A 15,182-nucleotide genomic window follows, 5' to 3' on the forward strand; every position below is an offset into this window, starting at 1 on the left:
GAAGCCGGGGGCGAATTGCCTTGAGTGTCCGGTCCCAACCGCGGACGCTGCCCGGCCCCGTTGTTCCGGACTGCGCACCCCGCGGTCGACGGTGGCCAGTGTGCTCTCAGCCGCCGGCGTCCGGGGGCGGGTCGGCGCTTCCTCCGGGTTTGAGCGGATGGTCCTCCGGTGCGGCAATTCCGCGCCCACGGGGCGCATGGCGTCGGATAAGCCCTTTTTATCCGACGTGACAGAGCGACAAGTCGGTGCCGTGGAACCGGTCCCTTCCTACGGATACGAGCCAGGGCTCCGCTCCCGGTGACGGGCGGGTCAGGAGGTGTTCTCATGGGGTTCGAGCGGCGCGAAGGAGGTCGTGCACTGTCCTTGGGCCAGTCCACCGGCGAGATCCAGCGCCGAGCGCGGCGCGCGGAGAGTGTCCGCCAGCGGACAAACCCAACATGTGTTGGAGGGCGGTACGTGAGTTCATGTTCGTCGGTCCTTGTCCGGGACGAGGCCTGAGGCGTGCCGGACGGCCAGAACGAAAGCTCGAAGTGCTTCGTGGACAGCCTCCTGCTGCAAAGAGGCTGCTGAGGAGTCCAGGTCCCAGAGCCGCTGTAGCGAGCCAGTGTTGCCTACGTGGAGGGCGAACTGGGTATTAGCTGCATCCTGCACCGCTTCGACCACAGCGAGGGAGGCTAGGCCGACGCCGTGGGGAGCGATCAGAGCGAGTCGTTCCAGAGCGTTCTGCAGTGCCAGAACGCTGACGTCGACATGGGCGACTGCGCTCGGAACCTTGGCCGCCATGGAATCGGCTGGCCTGGCTGACCATCCAGCGCTGAGTGCATCTCGCGACGACTGGGTGCAGCGGAAAAATGCCTGGTACTCCGCCTGTTCCATGACCGTGGCGGGCGGCAGCAGGATGTTTCCGCGGACCTCTTTGACCTGAACGACGGGAGCCAAGAAGCTGCCCCCGGAGATGTTGTTATACCGAGTCACAGACCGATCTTCTCGAGGGCGGTGTCCTCCCAGAAAGATCGTGCAGGGTTCGCGTAGAACACAAGGGGCCGCCTTCTGCGGCCTTCCTCCATCCGAGGCTGGCAGCGGTGGTGATCAGCGAGCGGTTGCTGGGCTTCTCACGCTGTTCCGGGTAGCTGCCCCGGTGGGGTCTCCCGATCTGCCCGGCGCCGGTTTTCCTCCCGCACCACCGTGAACAGCACGCCCTCTCCGGCCGGTGTCGGCCCGCATGGGCACACCACCCGGTGAGCGATCCGGCATTTCGCTCCCGGCTGCGCTGGCCGGTCTTGTGAATTCACGGCGGTTCCGTCCGGCTGGACGAACCAGCGTTTCCACGGCGGAACCGACTCTGCGGGCAGCAGCAGCCGTGGCTCCAGCAGCACCCACCGGCGGTAGGACGTCTCATACCGGTCCTGGAGCAAAGTGCACTCCGAACAGCGCGGCGGGGCCGGCGGCGGAGGTGCGGTTGCCCCCTCGGAGATGGCCTGCCAGTTGTCCAGCCGGTTCTGGTCCCCCTCCCAGCAGGTGCCGCAGCGTGCCCCCCAAGGCTTGCCACGCTCGCGGACCGTACTGTCGGTTTTTTTGCAGTGGGTGCAGACCGGCGTGGCGTGTGTGTCCCCCATCCATCCAGCGTCGGCGGGGTCGGTGAGGCTGGACAGGCGCATCCTGGTCGCCCGGAGGTGTAAGGCGGGCGCGCTGGTGGAGGGAAACCTGACACGGCTGCCGCCACACGCCGCAGAAGCAGCGTTTGAGCGCGGCCTGGAGTGCACGGGCGCCGCTCATGGACGGCCGGGCCAACGTGCCGTACGGCCTGGTCGACGAGGCTGAGTAGTTCTAGCGCTGAATGTTCTGTCCGGGTGGGTGATTCGGGGAGGAGCGTCTTCTTCCGCTGAGGGTGGGCCGCCCGTGTCTAGCGGATCTCTTGTGTTCCAGCACCTGCTGCGGCACAGCTCTCTGGAAGGCAGAGGCGGAGTCCCAGAGAGCAAAGCTTGATTGCCACCTCGGCGGAAGATGTGTGGCGAAGCGCCTCCCATACCTGTCACACGGGTGACGGCATAAAAGGGAAGGTGTGCTCCCTCGTACGGGCGAGGCTCAACGGTTGTTTGTCGTGCTACGTCTGTCGGCAGCCAGGTTTGTGCGGACCAATGATGGTTTCAGCGTGTTGATAATTCTCCGACCTAGTTTGCTGCCGTGTGGCTGCCGACTGCATCTGGTAACACGGGAGAGCCGTGAACACCTCTGATTCCAGCGCGACGATCGAGGGGATCGTTGAGCACCTGCTGTTCGTCTCCTTCGACGAGAACACCGTGCTGCGCCTGTCATCTCAGGCCAGCGATGGGCGGCGCCAGGACGTCACTGCGAGGGGCAAAGCGCTGTTTTCGCTGCAGCCTGGTGAGAGTGTCGAGCTCACCGGCACGTGGGAGGAGCACCCACGCTACGGGAGGCAGTTCCGGGTTCAGGAATGCCGGCGCACGCTACCTGCTTCGGTGCGGGCGATCCGGATGTATCTGGCGTCCGGGTTGATCTGCGGCATCGGGCCGGCTCTGGCCGAAGCGATCGTCGGCCGTTTCGGCGAGGACACGTTGCGCATCATCGACGAAGAGCCCGACCGGCTGGCGGAGATTCACGGCATCGCGCACACCCGGACCGCGATCATCGTGGCGGCATGGGCGACGCAGAAGGCCATTGCCGCACTCATGACGTTGCTGCACAGTCTGGGTATTTCCACCGGTCTGGCCATCAAGATCTACTCGACGTACAGGAACAGCAAGGAAGATGCTGCCGAGGTCGTACGCGAGCGCCCGTACCAGCTGATCCGCGACGTGCACGGCATTGCCTTCGACACCGCCGACCGGATCGCCCTGGCCGCCGGAGTCCCCAAGCACGACGGGGCCCGCCTGCAAGCCGCGCTGCTCCACATCCTCGACACCGAAGCCCGTGGCGGTCACTGCTACACCCCCGGCTGGCCCTGCTGGCCAAAGCCAGGAAGCTGCTGGCCGATGACGACCCCCGCACCTGCGAGATCACCGATCCGGCCGTGCTCGGGCAGGCCCTCGAGGCGTTGGTCGCCGAGCGCCAGGCCGTCCGCGAAGTCCTGCCCCTCCCTGTGACGCCGGGCGCCTCGGAACGCCGGAACACCGAGATCGTCAGCCTGATCCGGCTGCACGATGACGAATGCTCCCTTGCCCAGCACGTCTTGCGTCAGCTGCAGGCGGTATCCGGGCTGGCCGACTGGCAGGACTGGCAGGAGAAAGCCGGCTCCCTGCGCTCGGCCGCCACCGCGGGCCTCAATGATGAGCAGCATCAGGCTGTCCTGACCGCACTGACGTCTCCCCTGTCCGTCCTCACCGGCGGCCCCGGCTGCGGCAAGACCCACACGCTGCGCACGCTGGTCGACATCCTCGAAGGCGAGGGGGCCAGCATCGCTCTGGCCGCCCCCACCGGCAAGGCCGCCAAACGCCTGGAGGACAGCACCGGTCATCCGGCCCAGACGGTGCACCGCCTGCTGCACCCTCCCGAGGGCGACTCCCTGTTCGACCACGAAAGCCCGCTGACCACCGCCGACATGGTCATCGTCGATGAAGCGTCCATGCTGGACGTCCAACTGGCCGCCAAGCTCTTCCGTGCCGTACGCACCGGCTGCCACCTGCTCCTGGTCGGCGACATCGATCAGCTCCCCAGCGTCGGACCCGGCCGCGTCCTGCGCGACCTGCTGGCCGTCGCTGCCGTGCCCCGGACCCGCCTGGTCCAGGTCTACCGGCAGCTCGACGGCAGCAGCGCCATCGTCGATGCCGCGCACTGCATCCTCGCCGGGCGGATGCCCGCGCCCCACCCCAACGTGGTCCGACTTGACCTGGTCGACAATCCGGCGACCGACGCCCGGCTCCTCGCGGAAGAGGTGGTCGACCTCGTCGCACGCCGCATCCCCAAGGCGCTGGCAATCAACCCGCACGAGGTGCAGGTTCTGTGTCCCGGCAAACGCCACCCGGCCGGGGCCACCGACCTGAACCTGCGCCTGCAGGCCGAACTGAACCCCGCCCACCCGGACAAACCGGAACACCATGCGGAGGGCCGCATCTACCGGCTCGGCGACCGGGTCCTGCAGACCCGCAACCGCCCGCGCCGAGGCCTGAACGGCATCTTCAACGGTGCCACCGGCACCATCACGGCCGTCAACAGGGAAACCAGCGAGGTGACCGTCACCTTCGAGCCGGACAACGAAGCTATCGACTACCCCTTTCTCGACGTCGCGGAAGAACTGCTGCACAACTATGCGATGACCGTTCACCGCTCCCAGGGCAGCGAGTACCCGTACGTCATCATCCCGATGACGTGCTCCCAGTCACTGCTCCTGCAGCGCAACCTGCTCTACACCGCCGTCACCCGGGCCCAGCGGGCCGTACTGATCATCGGGCACCGCAAGGCGGTGGAGAGGGCTCTGGGCAACACGGAGGTCCGGTGGCGCAGGACGGCGCTGGAGACCCGGTTGTCTGATCCGGGAGCGGTGCCTTCTCCGCCGCGTCCCCGTCGGGCCGACGGGCAACTCGCGTGGGACTGAGGAGGCCCGTGCCGTGCCCGCGGCCCGACAGCCGGTCCGCGCAGCTACCGGCCCGCCGGCCGCTTTCTCGCGAGCCGGCGGACACCCTGCATTGAGGCAGCGACATCTGCGAACCAAGGCGGTCGGCGCTTTTGCGCGTGTGCAGCGGACGGCCTCAACGCACACCGTGACGCTGTGCTTCTTGGGCACGGTGCGAGTGGACAGACGACGGCGTCTTCCCACGGGCGGTGCGGCACAGTTCGCCGATCGCGGCTCCGCAGGACGAGCAGGGACTGACCGCGGCCTGCTTCTTGTGATGAGCGAGGTCGCGGCGAACGCGATGGACGTGTTCCGTCGGCTGGCCGGCTGACAAGCAAGATGCCCCTTCATCAGCTCCGCAGTACTCGCACGGTCCTCTCAGCACTTCTTCCCAGTACGCCTCCTCCTCACGCTGGCGCTCGGCGGCCTCGGCTTGGCGCCGAGCGGCTTCGGCCTCCTCCCGCTGGCGTACCAGGACGGCGAACCGTTCCCAGGAGCTGGGGTGCCGTCGGCATGGGCCGCGTACTGCCAGGTTCCATCGACATTCGGAGCTCTTGCCGGTGGTGGCACCGCACCGGTTGTCCTCGTGGCCGGGGCCGTGGTGAGGGCACGGGCTGTTTGGCGAAACTCGCCACTCGCACGGCCACGGCGTGGTCTTCGACGTGGCGCCACAGGTGCCGGGCTTGGGCCGCTGTACCTGGGCGGCCGGGCGGGTGCGGAATTTCGTTGTCATCCGAGAGCCGTCCCACTCCGTGAAATGGGCGACCAGCGTGTCGTCCGGAAAGCTGAGACGGATGCCGGAATTGTGTACGTTCACGCCGGGGAACGTAGTGGTTCCGCTCCCGGCGTGCTCGCATGGGCAGTACGACACGCGGCCTTCCGTCAACGGGTGGCTGCGGCCTCACGAGTCTGGGCTACCTGATGGGCGGCGCACAGCATGTCCTGCTGTTCATCGTCCAGGCTGCGGGGAAGACCGCCGTGCGGGCCGACAGCGAAAAAGACGATGGCGCCGAAGCACAGCCCGCTGTGGCAGCCCAGCAGCCAGAGCATCTCATCAGCCACCGGGTTCGCGGTCTCCTTTGACCGGGGTACGAGTGCGCCGACATAGGCGTTCACTGTGGGTGGTTCGCTGATGAGGATCCTGTCCACCATGCCGGCACCGGCCGTGCCTACTTTTTCCTTCATCAGTTCCAGGCTTTCCCTGCGGGTCTCCAGGGCGCCGTCCGCAGTCACCAGCACGTACGTGATGGGCGGTGCCTGCTTGCTGGCAGATGGCGGTCCGTCGAGCAGGCCGGCAGGGTCTGCGGAGAAGGTGCCGGCCGCCGTCGGCACGTCTGTGTCCGTCCCCTCAGCGAGGTCACCGTCGAGTTCGAAGGCTTCTGTCTCCCGGGAGCCGATTGCCTGCTGCAGGGACCGGAACTGGTGCAGGGACTTGTGCTCCGCGCCGTGCTGTTCGAGCAACCGCACCACCGTCGCCCGCGTCGCCGGGGGAGTCACGTAGTGCGGCAGGTCGTACTCGGGCACCGGGCGGTCTTTGGCGTAGCCGAAGCGTCGGCCGAGATTGGTCACCGAAGCCGACCCCACACTGCCTGGCCGGAGTCCCTGGGTGCGCTGGCCCCAGGCTACCGAGCTGGCTGTGGCGCTCCAGGCGACCGAGAGGAGGTGGCCGAAGGAGAAGCCGTCGCGCAGCGCCGTGCGGAAGGTGTCGACGGCCTCCTGCAGGCGGTGGTCCGGGATTGGTTCCTCGTCGTATCTGTGGGTCAGGAGTTTGTCCAGGTAGAGCACGGCGGTGACGGTGTCGAGCTCCTGGGCAGCCTCTTCCAGTTCGGCCGTGCGCTCGAACAGCAGGCGGCGCAAGGTGTCGGCGGTCGTCCGGCGGGCCTGGAGAGCATCGGTGCCCAGGGCGGGCGCGAGCCGCCACGGGATGGTCTCGGCGTGGACGCCGCTGACGGTGTTGTCGTCGCGGAACCTGAAGTCGCCGGTGGTCGCAGGCAGGGCAGGGGCGATCCACCGTTTCTGGTGAAGGTCCGTCAGCGTCTCCACATCGGCGCTCAGAGATGTCCCAAGGTCGTAGGTGAGGTCGCTGAGAGGGCCGAAGGTGTCCTTGTCCTTCCGCTCCATGATGTCGATCATGGTCAGGAGAGCCAGCGTGTCCCGGACCGAGGGGGGATCTTCGGGGAGGGGAAGGCTGCGGTGGCCCGCGAGCCATGCTTCGGCGCTGGCGACGCGGGCCTGAGCCGCTTGGCGTTGCTCCTCCTTTGAGCGCTGCCTGGCTTTCTTCTGCTCCTCGGCCTCGCGTGCCTCCGCTCGGCGACGCGCTTCGGCTGCGGCCTCGTAGCACCCGTCGCAGGGAATCTTGGCGTTCTGTTCCTCGAGGGGGAACACCTCCGCGCGCCACAGACGGGTGTGGGCCAGGTCGGAACGCGACCTGACGGTGATCGGGCTGGTGCACTGCGGGCACAGCAGCGTCAGCAGGCAGGCATGGCAGGACTGCCTGACCGTCCGGGCGACCAGGGCGCTGGACCCCAGGTCGGCCACCTTGTGGCTCCATACACCCGGCTCGGTGAAATTCCAGTAGGACAGGCACAGCGCCTTGTCCTCCTCGGACACCGCCGCCTCGAAGTGCACCTCCAGCAACGGGCGCCGGGGGCCGGGAATGAGGTACCGGCTTACGGAAGGCCGCTGAGGTTTGCGTGCATTTCGCTGCTGCCGCCGCCGACGCTGCTGGCGCTTCTTACCCATGGCTTGGCTCACCCCTTGAAATCCGGACGGCCAGGTTAGCGGCCCCAGACAACCGGGCGAGACGCAATTCGCGGCCAATCAAGCTGGGCTGACGGTCCCAATATGGTCGGAACGCCACATGATCAGGTGGGTGGTGCTGAACCCGTACCAGCCGTCGCCCCGCGTCATGCGCAGTCGGCTGTCTTGCTTTGCCCAGAATGCGAGCCGTTGCTCGTCCTCGGAGTTCACACCGTAGGGCGCCGCCGCCAGCACCGCGGGCCTTCCGTTCCTCAGCCAGCTCGTCACATGATCGAGCCAGTGGTAGTCCGGCGCCCCGTTTTGTGACCCGTAGCGGGTGCACGGACTGGGGTAGGCGACATTGGGGCACCGGCGGCTGATCTTCCGCTGCAGCCAGTGCGGGCAACAGCCCGCATCGCTCAGCTTCAGCTCGTGCTGTTCCGCCCATCGCACCAGCCTTTCCTGCCGCTTGCGTGCCTCCTCGGTCGCCTCCTCGTATGCTTGCGGGTCCTCGCGGTACTTTTTCGTCCTCTGCGGCAACGCCATCCCATAGGGCCAGTGGATCCTGCCGCCGCTGGCTCCCAGCACTGCCGCAGCCCTGACGTGAAAGTCCGTGTTCACCTGTGCTCCTGCTCCATAGCCGTGAAGAGACTCATGGTGTAGCGGAATTTCTCTCAAGAGTGGTGCAGACTCACCCAAGTGCTGGCCGCCGTCGGCCCCTGGCTATGGGAGCGGCATCATCGTTGCGGTGACGTGGCGGTTGATGCGTTTCCAGGGCCGCCTCGCCAGGGTCTGCATCAATTCGGCAAAATGCGCGGCGTTCATTCGTCCCTGCCCCCAGCCTCCGCGCAGGGTTCGGCCACGGCACTGCCCGGCTCGGCAGTGTGGCATCCCGGCCGAAAGGAAGTTAGCCGGAACTTCGTCAGCTACCTCATCTGTGTGCTCAGCGGCGCCCACTCCAGGGTGAAGAGGGACCCGGTCCGAAATTCAAGCGGATCGACCTCCAGGCGGGCTTCGACCACCCCGGGCCCCGTGCGCGCCACCACGAGGATCGGCTTGCAGACGTCCGTCATCACCATCGCCGGGTGATCGACGTCAAGCCACTTGAACAACGGCCGGGCCAGGTCGGGCACTGGGTCGACGACAGTCGTGAACAGCGTGGGAATCTCGACTCGGATGTCGCGGACCGTCCACATCAGCCGGTCTCCCCACGATTCGCTGGCCGGGTCGTCGCCGGGATCGTCTGGGGCGTCGTCCCACTGCGGCTCAGGGGCGTCCTGACTCAGCCGTTCGTAACGCTCGATGACGATGAGACGTGGTTTTCGGCCCGAGATGAGTCTTTCGGCGCTGACGTTGATATGCGCTGCGGTCGGCGCGGGAGTCATGTCGATGAAAAGCGACGCAGGCCTCGTGGCAGGCGGGTACCCAGTGAACAGAACCACGGGGATGCCGGCTCGCGCAGCATGAACCGCGACGTCCCGGCCGACCTTGGCTTCCCGGCTACCGCGCTGCGCGACGATGCCCACCTTGTGACGGAAGCTGAGATCGGCGAGTGACGTCAGATCGGGCCACGGGGTGGGCACCGTCTTCACTGCCCCGTGTACGTCATCAACGGTTTCGGTCATTACGTCTCCGATTCTGGAGGCTGCGTCCTTGCGAACCTACCGCGCAGCGAACCCTTTTCGAGGCCGACCCGTGGTGCCATCCGCCGCGTCGTCCCAGGGCAACGGCCCTGAGCCCGTTCGCCGTGTGGCGCAGCCTGGGCAGGCGGCGTGGTCAGAGGCGCGGACGATGCCGCGCTGCAGGTACCAGGCGCGCCCAGCTCAGGATGACACCGCGGCGAAGACGCCACTGGCCGCGAAGCGAAGAGGCCCCTCGTTGCCGGGCCTGGTCCCGGCAGGGATGTCAGCCGGCGCGCTTTGTCAGTGGGCCGGACGGGCATGTTCTGGCGGCACGGAAGCGGCCTCCGGCGTGGTCACCGCGTGGAGCAGGCTGGGCAGGCGGCCTGTTCGGGGTTGTGGCGGCGACGCCGGCAGACACACCAGGGCCAGTCGAGGCATTCGGGGCACTGGGTATGCGGAGGTGTGACGGGCCGTCCGCAGGTTCCTCCACGGCCAGTGCATTCCTGAAGCGGGGGCCGGTAGCTGACGGCGTCGGCGAGCGTGCGCGCCGCAGCCGACTGGCCCTCGGCTTCGACGTCTTCCTCGGCCTCGTCGCGCCGGGGGGTGAGCAGCCATCCGCCGCGGCACACAGTGCACGGTTCGTCGTCGCGGTCGGGGCGCTCCGGCGGGGCCGGGTGCCAGCCGTCTTCGCACCGGCCGTTGCAAGCGGTGGGGACCAGCAGCCACACCGCGACGTCGTCGGGCCCGTAGCCGTCGTGGTGCCCGTCGGCCTTGCGCTGCAGGGGGCGGCCGGCCCAGCTTTTCCACCAGCGGCGCTCGATGCGGGCGGCGAGCCGGGCCGGGGTGTGCCGCCGCAGCTCGTCGTGGATGAGATCGACGACGGCGGGTGGCACGGCGCCGCCGCAGGCCAGGACGAGCTTGTCGGGCAGCGCGGCCAGTACCGCGCGCAAGGGGTCTTTCGCGCTCGCCGCGGTCTGGCACGCCTCGCACTGGTCGCGGTCCCAGGAGCGGGGGAAGTAGGTGCGCTCCCACTTGCGGCGGCGGTCCTTGCGCTTTTCGGGTGCGACGTGCGTGACGCCGGAGGCGTAGTCGGGGCGCTTGGGCAGGGGCCCGGAGCAGGTGCGGCAGCGGTCCCGGCAGGTGCGGCAGCGCTCGCCGTTGGAGGTGAGGGCCTGGCAGGTGGGGCACTCGCGCTGGCACACGGAGCACAGGTGGTCGTCGGGGTGGGGCTGGGGCAGCCAGCGGTGCTCGCCCTGGCAGCGCACGCAGCGCCGGGTGTCGGTCTCTTCCCGGTGGGTGGGCAGGACGGGCTGGCCCGGGCACTGGTCGCAGCGGATGACGGCCCGGTCAGCGGACGGGCGCAAAAACGTGCTCATGCGGCGCTCCCGGCGTCGGTGTGGGCGAGTTGGTCAGCGTAGCGGTGGTTTCGGGCGCAGCGCGCCGCCGTGCACGTTGGCGGGTGCTGACACGGCTACCCACGGGGTTTCTCAGCGGGGGTGATGACCCGTACCGGAATCGAAGCCGCCCGCGCTGAGTCCACGACGTGTGTGGGGTGAGCTGGGTCTGCAAGGAAGGCAAGGCACAAATCGGGCTTTCGTGCGATCAGTTGTTCCTCCCGGGCCCGCAGGGTCTCTGCGCCGGCGCCCGGTGGCATGGCGGTCAGTCCGACGTCGTGGCAGGGCCCGGCGTGGTGTGCCGTCCACTCGGCGACGATGCGGTCGGCCTGGCTGTGTGCGGTGTGTTCGAAGCACAGTGAATGCTCCGGGCCGTAGACCTGCGTGACGTCGTGCCAGGTGTCGAACAGCACGCTGTCGATGATGTGCGGATCGTCCCAGTCCTCGGACGCGGTCACCGCCACGGTCACCGGATACAGGGAGGGGACAGGAATGCTCGTCAGGGCGCAGTCCGGGCCCAGGAGACGCCGAATCGCCTCGAGGACCTCCGGGATCAGCGGACGAAAGCGATCGCGGGCCTCGGCAGAGAGCGCCAACGTCGACAACTCCTGGCCCTGGCGAAAGAGCTGGAGAGGAAGGATCTGCGTGCCGAGGTCTTCGCCGACCAGTTCGGGCCAGTGCTCCTCCAGCACCAACGGGACGGGGACCGCGTAGGGGCGGACGATCACGCCGGTGACCTGGTGCTGTGGAAGGCACCGGTCGAGCCGCTTCGCCAAATGGTGCGCGAGCAGCCGTACCTGGATCGTCCAGGCCCGGCTGTCGCATTCGACGTGCAGGCGAAGCTCGGCGTCGAACCCCAGCGGCCGGACCCGCGCTGCGACTTCCTCGCCGACTGCCGGTACCCACCAGGCGTCGACGTCTGCGAACCATGCGGGCTGCTCCAGGCTCATACCGGCATTCCCCTCTGCGCATCGCCCTCATCCTGGCATCCCCGGGGGACAGCCGGGCCGGCGCCCGGGCGGGGCGGCATGTCGTAGACGGTGCCGTGGTGGGCGACGGTGACGGCGGCCAGGCCGGGCATCTCGGCGGCGATCTGCGCCCGCAGCCGTGCGGTCTCCTCGGCGTCGGCGGCAGCCTGCAGTTCATCCACCTCCGGGCGGACCAGGAGGCGGCCGGCGTCCGCGGGCCGTCCGGCACGGCCGTCCCGGGCCGGACGCGGGGCGCCGGCGGCGCGGGCCCGGGCGGCACCGGCTTCATACACGGCGCAACGCGCCGCGGGCACCGGCGCCGCAGCTTCTGAAGCGCGGACGGCGAGCCAGGCATTGCTGCGCTGGGTCAGCAGGTACTCGGCCGTACGGTGGCGTGCCTCCTCACCGGCCTCCTGGGCGGCCTGCCGGGCCGCTTCGGCGCTGGGGTGAAGGTGGCGGCGCCGCATCTGCGCGGCGTAGGCGCTGCGGGCCTCGGCTTCGGCCTGGGGGCTGCTGTTGCCGAGCGCCAGCAGGGCGGTCGCCCGGAATTCGTGGACGACGGACTGCGCGGTCAGCCGGGCCTGAAGGGCGACCACCTCGTCGGTTCCGCCGGCGGAGGCGAGACGGGCGCGCGCGTCCTGGATACGGGAACGGGCCTCCTGCTCGGCCATGCCGGCCAGCGCCGCGGTCATCCCGGGGTCGTCGGGCTCACCGCAGCCGGCGGCCGCCAGCGCGACGGCCTGCGTGACCAGGGCCTCGGTCTCCTCATCGGCCCAGCACACCCCGCACAGTCCGGCGGTGGCCGGCTTGCCGCACCGGCTGCAGGGCGTCTCAGGCCGCGGTGCTGCTGCTGCCTGCCGGGCCGCGGCGGCGTGCTTGCGTTCTACCACCGCCAGCTCGCAGTCGTCGCACCGGACGGTGTCGGTGGCCCTGGCCCTCACGGTGGCCTGGCAGCCGCGGCGGGAGCACGGCAGCGTCGTCAGGCCGCCGGGCGTGTAGGGCAGGCCGACGGTCAGCGCCCACGACAGGCCGTCACGGCGAAACGCGTAGGGCCGGTCCGCGTCACCGGTGGCCAGCGGTTCCAGCCGCTCCCGCAGGCGGAACGCGATCATCGCGTCGTCCTCACCCCCGGCCAGCAGGCCCCGCACCACACGGGCCAGCCGTTCGCACTGGTAGCCGTTGGGCGACGGAACGACGCTGTCGAGCAGCCCGGCCACCTGCGGAACACGTCGGCTCAGGACCGGGCCCAGGCAGGACAAACGGGCAGGGCGGGAAGAAGGGGTGGGCTGGTCCGCGCGCAGCGCGCTCCCCCGCACCGGGGGAGACGTGCGCCGAGGCCGAGGGAGGACAGCCGACGGCGGCGCTTCCTCGCCCGCGCCCGCGCGCTCCGGCCGACGACCGGACCCACCACGGCCTTTGCCGGAAAACCCACAAGCACCCGCACTATCCCCATCCTCAACTGCCCCAGAAGCGTGAACTGCGTGAAGGTGTGAAGCATCCGCGCGGTCCCGGAAAACCGCCTCCGGGGCCTCCACAGGCTCGGAAACCCCAGCAGCCCCAAAGAATCCGCCCTGCCCCGCAGGCCCAAGATCTCCGTGTGACGTATCCGCGCGGTCCCGAATCCCGGCGTTCTCCCCGCCGCAGGGCCGTCCGGGGCCCGTACGACGGCCCCGCGCCTTCGCCACCGGCACCACACACACCCGGCCACGGCCACGCATCCGCGCCACCGTCTCCCTCCGCGAGCTCTGCACCAGCCCCGCACCCTCGAGCCGGTTCAGCAGCCGGGCCGCCGCATCGCCGGAACACCCCAGCAGCCGCGCCATGGTCGCCGCCGGACGCCCCCGGCCACCGCGCACCGTCCCCGGGCACAGCCGCAGCCGGCCCGACGGCCCCGTCGACAGCACCATCAGCAGCAGCCCGAGCCGGTCCATCGCCCCGCCCTTGCCGCTCCGCCCGGCCAGCAGCCCTCGCTTCTTTCCGCCCCAGCCCGGCGCGAACAGCGCCTCGCACAACGCCAGCAGCACCGCCAGCTCCGAACGCGACAACGCCAGCGGATGCCGCCGCTCCCCCGCCTCCTGCGCCCGCACCAGCGGCACGACCGCACACTCCAGCGCCGCATTCCCCGACGCATCCTGCACCTCGTGGTCATCCAGCCTCCCGGCCTGCCGCAGCTCCGGCAGCACCGTGCGCGCCACCTGCTCCCGCGACATCCCCAGCCACCGGCCCAGCTCCCGCGTCTGGATCACCGTCCGGTGCCCGCGGCGGACGCTGGCCTTCGCCACCAGCACCACCGCCCCCAGCCGCGCCCCGTACGACGCACCCGCCAGCGCCGGATCATCCACCAGCGCACGCACCGCGGCCAGCAGCCGCTCCTGCGTCGCCTTCGTCAGCAGCAGCGGATTCCCCAGCCCCAGCTCAACAGGCGGGCCCGGCTGCGGGTCCGGCTGCGGGTCCGACGGGCCCGGCACGGCCCGCAGCCGACGCCGCTGCCCCGGCACCCACCCAGCGGCCTCCACCGCCACGGCACTCACCGGCACACCCCCGCCACCACGGACAGCCGCACCGACACCGGCCGACGCGCGACGGATGAGGTCAGAGTTGGAAAGAAGCAGGTCAAGGTCGTCATCTGCCGACCCTCACCCGGCCCACCTGTGGACAGAGGTCCGCGAGCCGCCGCTCCCGCCCCGCGCATCACCGTCTTGCGAACCGGTCCCGCCAGGCGGGAACGCCGCGGTACCGGAGCCGCTGCCGGACCGGCCGGCCGGACCACCGCCCGCGGACTCTGGCGGCACCGCCCGTGCCGACGGGACCCGGCCGCGGCCCGTACGGCCGCCGCGCGCGGTGCCGCAGCGAAAACCGACCGCACGACCGGACAAAAGTGGCATTTCGCAGGCTGGAGTGGCGCGCTCCACGCCATCCGGGCGTGGAGCTGCTGGCCTTGGGCAGCGCGATGCTGCATTATGGGAACGCCTCTCTCTTAGGAGAGTGGGTATGACAAAGCCCCGCTTCGGTGGGGCTGGTTCTGGGGAGAACCTGAGTTTCGGCCGATCAGCCGGCGCCAACCGTCTGATCAGGGCCCCGGCCCGGTCGCCAAACCGGGCCGTGACATGAAGGCCGCAGCGGGTGCGCCAACACCCAGCGGCCAGGGCGGCAAGGCCGCCCAGCAGACCTAACTCATCTCAACCTCCGCGAAAGCGGTGTGCCCGCACACGGACCGGTGCGGAAGAGCAGACAAGGCACCCAGCCGGAGCGACATCTCGTACATCGCTGCTACGGCGGGTGCCTTGGTGTGTGCCTGTCGGAGGGTACGGGTACCCTGAACCACGACGTGACCTCCTATGCCTTTAGGTCGCGTGGTGCCCCGCAGCTTGCCTAAGGCTGCGGGGCTCAAGTTTGTATAGGGGATATTCGAGATCACTCTACCCCTACCGCGCCCCCCACAGGGAACCCACCGCATACCGTGTCGCCGCGCCCCCGTAGGCTCCTGACACACCGACAACTCCACATTCACCGGCGGCCTCACCCCCGCCCCGCGACCACCCACGGCATGATGATCACCATGGACACGCCCGACCAGCCGATCACCAGCTACGCCACGCCCGCCCGGCGCCGCGGGTACGTACGCGCCATGCACCAGATCGCAGCCGGCCGCAGCCCCGGAACCCCCGCCCGCGTGTACCTCAGCGCACCCCCGAATTCCTCACACGCCCCAGCTGGCAGCACCGCATCGACACCATCCGCGCCGCACTCCCCACCGGCAGCGAACTCCTCACCTACCAGGACACCTTCGACCCGGCCGCGGACTACCACCCACAGTGGGCCGCCCTCGCCGAGACCCTCGACGGACTCGTCGTCACCGGAACCCGACGCGACAAACGACGCCCCCGCG

10 protein-coding genes are annotated in these 15,182 nt (G+C 69.4%); 2 read left to right on the forward strand and 8 right to left on the reverse strand.

What is annotated here, in order from left to right:
• Window positions 1–462: 462 nt before the first annotated feature.
• Both ACEXOX_RS45100 and ACEXOX_RS45105 read right to left on the reverse strand, forming a co-directional pair.
• Window positions 463–975, reverse strand: coding sequence for a hypothetical protein (locus ACEXOX_RS45100; RefSeq protein WP_406526933.1), 513 nt, complete (start codon window positions 973–975; stop codon window positions 463–465).
• Window positions 976–1,112: 137 nt separating this feature from the next.
• Window positions 1,113–1,658, reverse strand: a complete 546-nt coding sequence (locus tag ACEXOX_RS45105; RefSeq protein WP_406526934.1) for a DUF6083 domain-containing protein — start codon at window positions 1,656–1,658, stop codon at window positions 1,113–1,115.
• A 564-nt stretch (window positions 1,659–2,222) separates the two neighbouring features.
• Here ACEXOX_RS45105 and ACEXOX_RS45110 point away from each other — a divergent pair.
• Complete coding sequence (locus ACEXOX_RS45110) at window positions 2,223–3,104, forward strand: helix-hairpin-helix domain-containing protein (protein ID WP_406526935.1); 882 nt, start codon at window positions 2,223–2,225, stop codon at window positions 3,102–3,104.
• On the forward strand, window positions 3,032–4,552 hold the full coding sequence (locus ACEXOX_RS45115) for an ATP-dependent RecD-like DNA helicase (RefSeq protein WP_406526936.1): 1,521 nt from the start codon (window positions 3,032–3,034) through the stop codon (window positions 4,550–4,552). The genes ACEXOX_RS45110 and ACEXOX_RS45115 overlap by 73 nt, the downstream gene beginning before the upstream one ends.
• A gap of 900 nt (window positions 4,553–5,452) precedes the next feature.
• Here ACEXOX_RS45115 and ACEXOX_RS45120 read toward each other — a convergent pair.
• From ACEXOX_RS45120 to ACEXOX_RS45145, 6 genes are all read right to left on the reverse strand, one after another.
• Window positions 5,453–7,390, reverse strand: coding sequence for a hypothetical protein (locus ACEXOX_RS45120; RefSeq protein WP_406526937.1), 1,938 nt, complete (start codon window positions 7,388–7,390; stop codon window positions 5,453–5,455).
• On the reverse strand, window positions 7,391–7,930 hold the full coding sequence (locus tag ACEXOX_RS45125) for a hypothetical protein (RefSeq protein WP_406526938.1): 540 nt from the start codon (window positions 7,928–7,930) through the stop codon (window positions 7,391–7,393).
• A gap of 305 nt (window positions 7,931–8,235) precedes the next feature.
• On the reverse strand, window positions 8,236–8,934 hold the full coding sequence (locus ACEXOX_RS45130) for a hypothetical protein (protein WP_406526939.1): 699 nt from the start codon (window positions 8,932–8,934) through the stop codon (window positions 8,236–8,238).
• Window positions 8,935–9,284: 350 nt separating this feature from the next.
• Window positions 9,285–10,307, reverse strand: a complete 1,023-nt coding sequence (locus ACEXOX_RS45135) for a hypothetical protein (RefSeq protein WP_406526940.1) — start codon at window positions 10,305–10,307, stop codon at window positions 9,285–9,287.
• A gap of 95 nt (window positions 10,308–10,402) precedes the next feature.
• On the reverse strand, window positions 10,403–11,275 hold the full coding sequence (locus ACEXOX_RS45140) for a DciA family protein (protein ID WP_406526941.1): 873 nt from the start codon (window positions 11,273–11,275) through the stop codon (window positions 10,403–10,405).
• A complete protein-coding gene (locus tag ACEXOX_RS45145; protein WP_406526942.1) occupies window positions 11,272–13,824 on the reverse strand; it encodes a hypothetical protein in 2,553 nt (850 codons plus the stop codon). Before ACEXOX_RS45145 ends, ACEXOX_RS45140 begins: the two co-directional genes overlap by 4 nt.
• Between the last annotated feature and the right edge of the window lie 1,358 nt (window positions 13,825–15,182).

The sequence above is a fragment of the Streptomyces sp. Ac-502 genome, from assembly GCF_045222935.1.
GTDB classification, from domain to species: Bacteria; Actinomycetota; Actinomycetes; order Streptomycetales; family Streptomycetaceae; genus Streptomyces; species Streptomyces monomycini.

Bases quoted from the DNA above. Each gene is read 5' to 3' on its own strand.
- ACEXOX_RS45135 (WP_406526940.1), bottom strand. From the start codon at position 10,307: ATGAGCACGTTTTTGCGCCCGTCCGCTGACCGGGCCGTCATCCGCTGC.
- ACEXOX_RS45130 (WP_406526939.1), bottom strand. From the start codon at position 8,934: ATGACCGAAACCGTTGATGACGTACACGGGGCAGTGAAGACGGTGCCC.
- ACEXOX_RS45140 (WP_406526941.1), bottom strand. From the start codon at position 11,275: ATGAGCCTGGAGCAGCCCGCATGGTTCGCAGACGTCGACGCCTGGTGG.
- ACEXOX_RS45105 (WP_406526934.1), bottom strand. From the start codon at position 1,658: ATGCGCCTGTCCAGCCTCACCGACCCCGCCGACGCTGGATGGATGGGG.